Origin of the sequence: Nostoc sp. FACHB-190 (assembly GCF_014696905.1) — a bacterium.
GTDB lineage: Bacteria > Cyanobacteriota > Cyanobacteriia > Cyanobacteriales > Nostocaceae > Nostoc_B.
This window is the reverse complement of sequence record NZ_JACJQW010000105.1, coordinates 1-3,227: the sequence shown is the minus strand read 5'-3', so window position 1 is coordinate 3,227 and position 3,227 is coordinate 1. Positions and strand designations below refer to the sequence as shown.

Genomic DNA, 3,227 nt, shown 5'->3' with positions numbered 1-3,227 from the left:
AAAGAAGGAAGAACAGCACCTAACGCGAGGAAGAAGTGGTTAGACTGCTGGGGTGATTCCTAGCCAGAACCTTGAAAACTGCATAGAAACGCGAAAAAAGCAGGCAGTCAAAAAGTCAAAAGTGGAAAGTCAAAAAGCAAAAAAAGCTGGAGACAAGAAGCAAAAGACAGATGATTGCATGAAGAAAGCCGAATGTATTAATTGTGGTCAAGCGAAAAAGGGCTCATGGTGGATACCTAGGCACACAGAGGCGAAGAAGGACGTGGTTACCGACGAAATACTCCGGGGAGTTGGAAGCAAACATTGAGCCGGAGGTGTCCGAATGGGGCAACCCTGAATACTGGCTGTTGAATATATAGACAGTCAAGAGCGAACCCAGCGAACTGAAACATCTTAGTAGCTGGAGGAAAAGAAATCAAAAGAGATTCCCTAAGTAGTGGTGAGCGAAAGGGGAAGAGCCTAAACCAAAGGATTTATCTTTTGGGGTAGTGGGACAGCAAAATCGAATCTAGAGGCTAGACGAAGCAGCTAAATACTGCACCAAAGAAAGTGAAAGTCTTGTAGTCGAAAGTCAAAGGATAGAAGCTGAATCCCGAGTAGCATGGGGCACGAGGAATCCCATGTGAATCAGCGAGGACCATCTCGTAAGGCTAAATACTACTGTGTGACCGATAGAGAACAAGTACCGCGAGGGAAAGGTGAAAAGAACCCCGGAAGGGGAGTGAAAAAGAACATGAAACCGTGAGCTTACAAGCAGTGGGAGTCCGATTAAACGGATGACCGCGTGCCTGTTGAAGAATGAGCCGGCGACTTATAGGCACTGGTAGGTTAAAGCGAGAATGCTGGAGCCAAAGGGAAACCGAGTCTGAAAAGGGCGATAATCAGTGTTTATAGACCCGAACCCTGGTGATCTAACCATGGCCAGGATGAAGCTTGGGTAACACCAAGTGGAGGTCCGCACCGACCGATGTTGAAAAATCGGCGGATGAGCTGTGGTTAGGGGTGAAATGCCAATCGAACCAGGAGCTAGCTGGTTCTCCCCGAAATGTGTTGAGGCGCAGCGGTTGTGATTATAGTCGGGGGGTAAAGCACTGTTTCGGTGCGGGCTGGGAGACCGGTACCAAATCGAGACAAACTCAGAATACCCGATGGACACACAGCCAGTGAGACAGTGGGGGATAAGCTTCATTGTCAAGAGGGAAACAGCCCAGACCACCAGCTAAGGTCCCCAAATCATCACTAAGTGATAAAGGAGGTGAGACTGCATAGACAACTAGGAGGTTTGCCTAGAAGCAGCCACCCTTGAAAGAGTGCGTAATAGCTCACTAGTCAAGCGGTCTTGCGCCGAAAATGAACGGGGCTAAGTGATGTACCGAAGCTGTGGGATTAACGAAAAATTAATCGGTAGGGGAGCGTTCCGTCGTAGGTAGAAGCAGTAGCGGCGAGCAGCTGTGGACGAAACGGAAGTGAGAATGTCGGCTTGAGTAGCGCAAACATTGGTGAGAATCCAATGCCCCGAAACCCTAAGGGTTCCAGAGCCAGGTTCGTCCGCTCTGGGTGAGTCGGGTCCTAAGGCGAGGTCGAAAGGCGTAGTCGATGGACACAGGGTGAAGATTCCCTGACTACGATATGGGAGCATGACGAGGGACGCATAAAAAATAGCTACACCCTGATTGGTTTGGGAGGGGTTTACGGACTCCGAGTAGTGAAAGATAGTGCCAAGAAAAGCTTGTGATGTGATGAACATATAGTACCCGTACCCGAAACCGACACAGGTAGGGAGGTTGAGTAAACTAAGGGGCGCGAGATAACTCTCTCTAAGGAACTCGGCAAAATGGCCCCGTAACTTCGGAAGAAGGGGTGCCCACGAGAGTGGGTCGCAGTGAAGAGATCCAGGCGACTGTTTACCAAAAACACAGGTCTCCGCAAACTCGTAAGAGGAAGTATGGGGGCTGACGCCTGCCCAGTGCCGGAAGGTTAAGGAAGTTGGTCAGTGGCAACATGAAGCTGACGACCGAAGCCCCGGTGAACGGCGGCCGTAACTATAACGGTCCTAAGGTAGCGAAATTCCTTGTCGGGTAAGTTCCGACCCGCACGAAAGGCGTAACGATCTGGATGGTGTCTCAGAGAGAGACTCGGCGAAATAGGAATGTCTGTGAAGATACGGACTGCCTGCACCTGGACAGAAAGACCCTATGAAGCTTTACTGTAGCCTGGAATGGTGTCCGGGCTTCGCTTGCGCAGGATAGGTGGGAGACGAAGAGATATTCCTTGTGGGGAATATGGAGTCAACGGTGAGATACCACTCTGGCGAAGCTAGGATTCTAACTTCCTACCGTGATCCGGTAGAAGGACAGTTTCAGGTGGGCAGTTTGACTGGGGCGGTCGCCTCCTAAAAGGTAACGGAGGCGCGCAAAGGTTCCCTCAGCACGCTTGGAAACCGTGCGGCGAGTGTAAAGGCAAAAAGGGAGCTTGACTGCAAGACTGACAAGTCGAGCAGGTACGAAAGTAGGCCTTAGTGATCCGACGGCGCAGAGTGGAATGGCCGTCGCTCAACGGATAAAAGTTACTCTAGGGATAACAGGCTGATCTCCCCCAAGAGTCCACATCGACGGGGAGGTTTGGCACCTCGATGTCGGCTCATCGCAACCTGGGGCGGAAGTACGTCCCAAGGGTTGGGCTGTTCGCCCATTAAAGCGGTACGTGAGCTGGGTTCAGAACGTCGTGAGACAGTTCGGTCCATATCCGGTGCAGGCGTTAGAACATTGAGAGGAGCCTTCCTTAGTACGAGAGGACCGGGAAGGACGCACCGCTGGTGTACCAGTTATTGTACCAACAGTAGACGCTGGGTAGCCAAGTGCGGAGCGGATAACCGCTGAAAGCATCTAAGTGGGAAGCCCACCTCAAGATGAGTGTTCTCACTACTTTAAGTAGGTAAGGTCACCTGTAGAACACAGGTTCTTAGGCGGTAGGTGGAAGTGCAGTAATGTATGTAGCCGAGCCGTGCTAACAGACCGAGGGCTTGACCTCAATTTCAGTTACCAGTTAACACTTAACAGTTAACAGTGAATACATTGGTGAATATCGCGTTTCTTGCAGTCTTCAGGGTTTCTGAATTAGTGACAGTTGTTTGATAACTGATAACTGCTCACTGTTCACTGTCTTTCCTGGTGCCTATGGCGCGGTGGAACCACACTGATACATCCCGAACTCAGAGGTGAAACGCT

General features: G+C 50.8%; 1 rRNA gene. It reads left to right on the top strand.

Going from position 1 to position 3,227, the window contains the following annotated elements:
• Nucleotides 1-205 precede the first annotated feature (205 nt).
• Nucleotides 206-3,030: ribosomal RNA gene (locus tag H6G28_RS36305) — 23S ribosomal RNA — on the top strand.
• The last annotated feature ends 197 nt before the right edge of the window (nt 3,031-3,227 follow it).